Origin of the sequence: Thermoflexibacter ruber (assembly GCF_900113045.1) — a bacterium.
GTDB lineage: Bacteria > Bacteroidota > Bacteroidia > Cytophagales > Thermoflexibacteraceae > Thermoflexibacter > Thermoflexibacter ruber.
In genome coordinates this window covers 1-3,686 of sequence record NZ_FONY01000078.1, presented here as the reverse complement: position 1 = coordinate 3,686, position 3,686 = coordinate 1, and the positions used below count along the sequence as shown (strand labels likewise).

The window sequence follows — 3,686 nt, the reverse complement described above, 5'->3', positions numbered from 1 at the left end:
CGGGAGGAGCGCGCCTCATGCCAATTTTGCTTTTTGCAGATTTATTAACCTTAACTACTAATGGAGGGAAAAATGATGCTTCAGTAAGGAATCATGAAAGATTTGAGCAGGAACAATATGAAAACTATTTAAGTAGACAGGCTGGTGATTCAAAAGAAGAAAGAGATAATTATACTTATTTTTTCACTGTGCAAAGTAATGAAGATACTGACAGATTAAGAACAACAGGTTATCCATTTCCAACAGAGCCTAATAAATCCGCATTAGGAGAAGGTGTTTATGCTTGGGGAACACTTGCAGCAGCTCATCTCTATCGGCAAAATTTAATAAGTAGGTATGGAGAAAGTGTTATAGAGAAGACCATTATTCTTGCTTTCAGAATAAAAACAAATATTCTTAATTCGTTAAGGCAATTGGATATTGATTCTTTGACAAATCCGGAAGAGTGGTTAAGTAAGTATTCAAAATTATGGGGTGGAATACCAAATCATGGTTTGCAGTACATAATAAGAGGAACAGGAGAGGCTATGAGAGGCGCAAAAGAACATTTTTTTCATCACACTATCTTCAGCTTTTTAAAATTCTTTTAAACAATGAGTACGAAATTCAATCTCAAGATTACAAGTAAAGAAGCTTCATGGGGCATATTTATAATGATTGATGCAGATTCTATTATCACTGATTTGCCTTATAGTCTCGATACTATCAGAATTTCAGATGAAGTATATCTTCATATTGATACTAATATAAATTTGTACGAGCATGAATTAAAATTATTTGTAAAAGCTATTATGGACAATCTCAACCATATCTTAGTCTATAATAGACAAGGGCATAGACTTATTATTAAAATTAATAATGTTATATTTCCTATAACTGATTATCAATCAGAAGGTTTCTATTATGCCATGGAGGGATGGCTTGGCTTAAATTTTGGTTTTGAAAGTAAGCCTGTAATTTATTCTTTTGACAAATTACAAAACAAGTTTATTTTTGAAATACCAGAATAATTCTTTTATTCTCCCCTGTTAGCCTTAGAGTTGAGCACAAGCGACTCTAAGGCGTTCTATCTGCTAATCTTTGATTGGCATGTAGGTGCGTAAGCAAAAGAGGCAAGTTTTATTTCTTGGTAGTCAGTAGGTTATGCAAAGTATAGTTTTTCACGTGTTGCACCCCGCGTCAAAAGACATGAAAAATTGCATTTTCATTCATAATTCATCATTGATAATTCCTAATTTTACTATCCTTCGGACTCGGCATGAAGGGCTTAGACTACACTGCACCAAGTCTGAATACGGAGGATAAGTTTACTTTCAATGGACAAACGGAGAAGGAAACAAAGCTAAATCTCCACTGGCATGAAACAGCGTTCAGAAGCTATGACCCGCAAGTGGGTAGATTCCACCAGATAGACCCTCTGGCAGATTTGTTTACGGGAATCAATCCGTATCAGTTTGGGTATAATAATCCGGTGATGTTTAATGACCCAACGGGTTTGGCAAATGAGGGAGGCAAGTGTGAAAACTGTACCGATGACCCTAATGCAGGAAAAATAAAGAAAAAGAAAAGTAGTAGTAGCAGTGGAGGCACAGGCATGGCAGGGGTGGTAATAGGGAAGTAGTGCAGTAGGGGAGGAAGCCCAATGCCGAGCGGTGGCAGTAGTAGCTTCAAAAACTTCTTTGACGGCTTAGGCAAGTTTGCTAATAGGTCTGTAACTACAATAAAAGGAGCGCACGCTCGCTTTGGGGTAGTACGGGTAGGACAATAGGAATAATTGCAGAAACGGGAGGAGCGCGCCTCATGCCAATTTTGCTTTTTGCAGATTTATTAACCTTAACTACTAATGGAGGGAAAAATGATGCTTCAGTAAGGAATCATAATGAGTTTTATGAGCAGCAGAAGGAAAATAATCGTAGGAGGATAGAGGAAGAAGACATTTTATTTTATACAGTGCAAAACGAAGCAAATGCTAATAGACTTAGAACAACTGGTTATCCTTTCCCAAGTGAGCCTAATAAGTCAGATATTGGGGAAGGTGTATATAGTTGGGAAACTTATGAAGAAGCATTAAGTCATAAATCTCATTTAGAAAATAACAGAGGAGTTGCTGGTTTAGAAATCATGGTTTTGGGTATTAAAAAAGGTGTATTTGCAAATTTATTACAGAAAGATTTAACATTACTTTCTGATAATAATAGAGAAATATGGCATCGAAGATATGCAAAAACTTGGGGAGGAGTTCCTAATCATGGTTTACAATATATACGCAGGGCAAATAGATTTGGTTTTGAGCATTATTTTCATCACTCCATCTTCCACTTACTTAAATTTTATTAAAACATGGAAAAATCACTTAAATCTTTTAGATTACTAATTGCACCAAAACAAGCAAGTTGGTACATTTCAATAACCATTACAGCATTTATAAATTATGAATACAAAGACGATAATATTTCTAACGATATAAATGTTAATGATGTGGTTTTGATTCGTTTTAAGCAAAATTTAAAATTGAGTGAATTAGAAGTCAGTTACTTAAAAAAAGCAATACAACAAAATTTAGCTAAAATAAGTAACTATCTGAAAGTAAATAATGTAATAGTTATTACGATAAATGAAATTTTGCTTGATGATACTTTTTATCAAGAGGAAGCTATCTATTATGCAATGGAAGGTTTTTTAGGGTTAATCTTTAATTTTATACCCCCTCCTATAGTTTACTCATTCAATAAGCAACAAAATAAATTCATCTTTGAAATTCCTATATGAGTGTCCCCTGTTTGCTTTAGACTTAAACGCAGTGTGTTTAAGGCGTTCTATCTACCAATCTCTGATTGGCGTGTAGGTGCGTAGCATGAGAGATAAGTTTTATTTCTCCTTTGTGTAGCAATCTCGTCCTCCTTTACTGTGGGTCAGTTCCACTTAAGCAGGACAGAACAAAGTAGTAGTTTTTCTTGTTTGTGCAGTTTTATTTTGAAGGAAATTAGTATATTTGGAAAATAGAAAAGTTATGGAAATTGGTTTGATTATCAGTGAATTTAAGAAAATAGTAGAACAAATCTACGGAGAAAGACTTTCTAAGGTAATTCTTTATGGTTCTCAAGCAAGAGGTGAAGCAAAACCAGATTCAGATATTGATTTGCTTGTTGTACTCAAAGATGAGCATATTTCTCTTATCAAAGAAATTCGTACTATCAACCAAAAAGTGATTGATTTAATTTTGCAATACGACAAGCCTATCTCTTTCCTGCCTGTTACTCAAACAAAATTTGAAACCCACAAAAGTCCCTTATTTTATTTTATTAGAAAAGAAGGCAAAGAGGTATGAAAGAAGAAATACTGCAAGTTTTAGCTAAAGCTGACGACTGTCTTGAAAATGCAAAATACCTTTTCAAGGGACATTTTTACTTGGGAACGGTCAATAGGTCTTATTATGCTATTTTCAATTATGTGCAGGCACTACTTTTTACAAAACAAATTTTCGCTAAGACGCATCAAGGTTGCCACAGTAAATTCAATGAACTATTTATTAAGACCAATATTTTCCCAAAAGAATTTGCAGAAAAACTCAATGAAACTTTTGAGCTAAGGCAGTCAGGCGATTACGAGATGAATACCGATATAGGAGAAGAAGAAGCCAAAGCAAGCATAGAAAATGCAGAAAGTTTCTGCGAAATGGTGAAAAA

The 3,686-nt window shown here is 34.5% G+C and carries 8 protein-coding genes; all 8 read left to right on the top strand.

The window, feature by feature from the left end; genetic code table 11:
* On the top strand, positions 1 to 590 hold a 590-nt coding region (locus BM141_RS23285; RefSeq protein ID WP_221407734.1), incomplete at its 5' end, for a hypothetical protein.
* A 3-nt stretch (positions 591 to 593) separates the two neighbouring features.
* On the top strand, positions 594 to 1,010 hold the full coding sequence (locus BM141_RS21595; protein WP_091549521.1) for a hypothetical protein: 417 nt from the start codon (positions 594 to 596) through the stop codon (positions 1,008 to 1,010).
* A 248-nt stretch (positions 1,011 to 1,258) separates the two neighbouring features.
* Positions 1,259 to 1,621 carry an RHS repeat-associated core domain-containing protein gene (locus BM141_RS21590; RefSeq protein ID WP_091549520.1) on the top strand — a complete coding sequence of 121 codons (363 nt, stop codon included), beginning with the start codon at positions 1,259 to 1,261 and terminating at the stop codon, positions 1,619 to 1,621.
* Positions 1,622 to 1,642: 21 nt separating this feature from the next.
* Entirely contained in the window at positions 1,643 to 1,768 is a 126-nt protein-coding gene (locus BM141_RS23700; RefSeq protein WP_262509470.1) for a hypothetical protein, read from the top strand.
* A gap of 41 nt (positions 1,769 to 1,809) precedes the next feature.
* The gene (locus BM141_RS21585; RefSeq protein WP_143091063.1) at positions 1,810 to 2,337 is read left to right on the top strand and encodes a hypothetical protein; all 528 of its coding nucleotides are present in this window, start codon (positions 1,810 to 1,812) and stop codon (positions 2,335 to 2,337) included.
* Positions 2,338 to 2,340: 3 nt separating this feature from the next.
* Positions 2,341 to 2,769 carry a hypothetical protein gene (locus BM141_RS21580; RefSeq protein ID WP_091549518.1) on the top strand — a complete coding sequence of 143 codons (429 nt, stop codon included), beginning with the start codon at positions 2,341 to 2,343 and terminating at the stop codon, positions 2,767 to 2,769.
* Positions 2,770 to 3,010: 241 nt separating this feature from the next.
* Positions 3,011 to 3,328, top strand: a complete 318-nt coding sequence (locus BM141_RS21575; RefSeq protein ID WP_091549517.1) for a nucleotidyltransferase domain-containing protein — start codon at positions 3,011 to 3,013, stop codon at positions 3,326 to 3,328.
* A partial coding sequence (locus tag BM141_RS21570; protein ID WP_091549516.1) for a HEPN domain-containing protein occupies positions 3,325 to 3,686 on the top strand: 362 nt, incomplete at its 3' end. The genes BM141_RS21575 and BM141_RS21570, both read left to right, overlap by 4 nt.

Excerpts from the sequence above, each read along its gene's own strand:
- BM141_RS21595 (WP_091549521.1), top strand. The coding sequence starts at position 594 with ATGAGTACGAAATTCAATCTCAAGATTACAAGTAAAGAAGCTTCATGG.
- BM141_RS21590 (WP_091549520.1), top strand. The coding sequence starts at position 1,259 with ATGAAGGGCTTAGACTACACTGCACCAAGTCTGAATACGGAGGATAAG.
- BM141_RS23700 (WP_262509470.1), top strand. The coding sequence starts at position 1,643 with ATGCCGAGCGGTGGCAGTAGTAGCTTCAAAAACTTCTTTGACGGCTTA.
- BM141_RS21580 (WP_091549518.1), top strand. The coding sequence starts at position 2,341 with ATGGAAAAATCACTTAAATCTTTTAGATTACTAATTGCACCAAAACAA.
- BM141_RS21575 (WP_091549517.1), top strand. The coding sequence starts at position 3,011 with ATGGAAATTGGTTTGATTATCAGTGAATTTAAGAAAATAGTAGAACAA.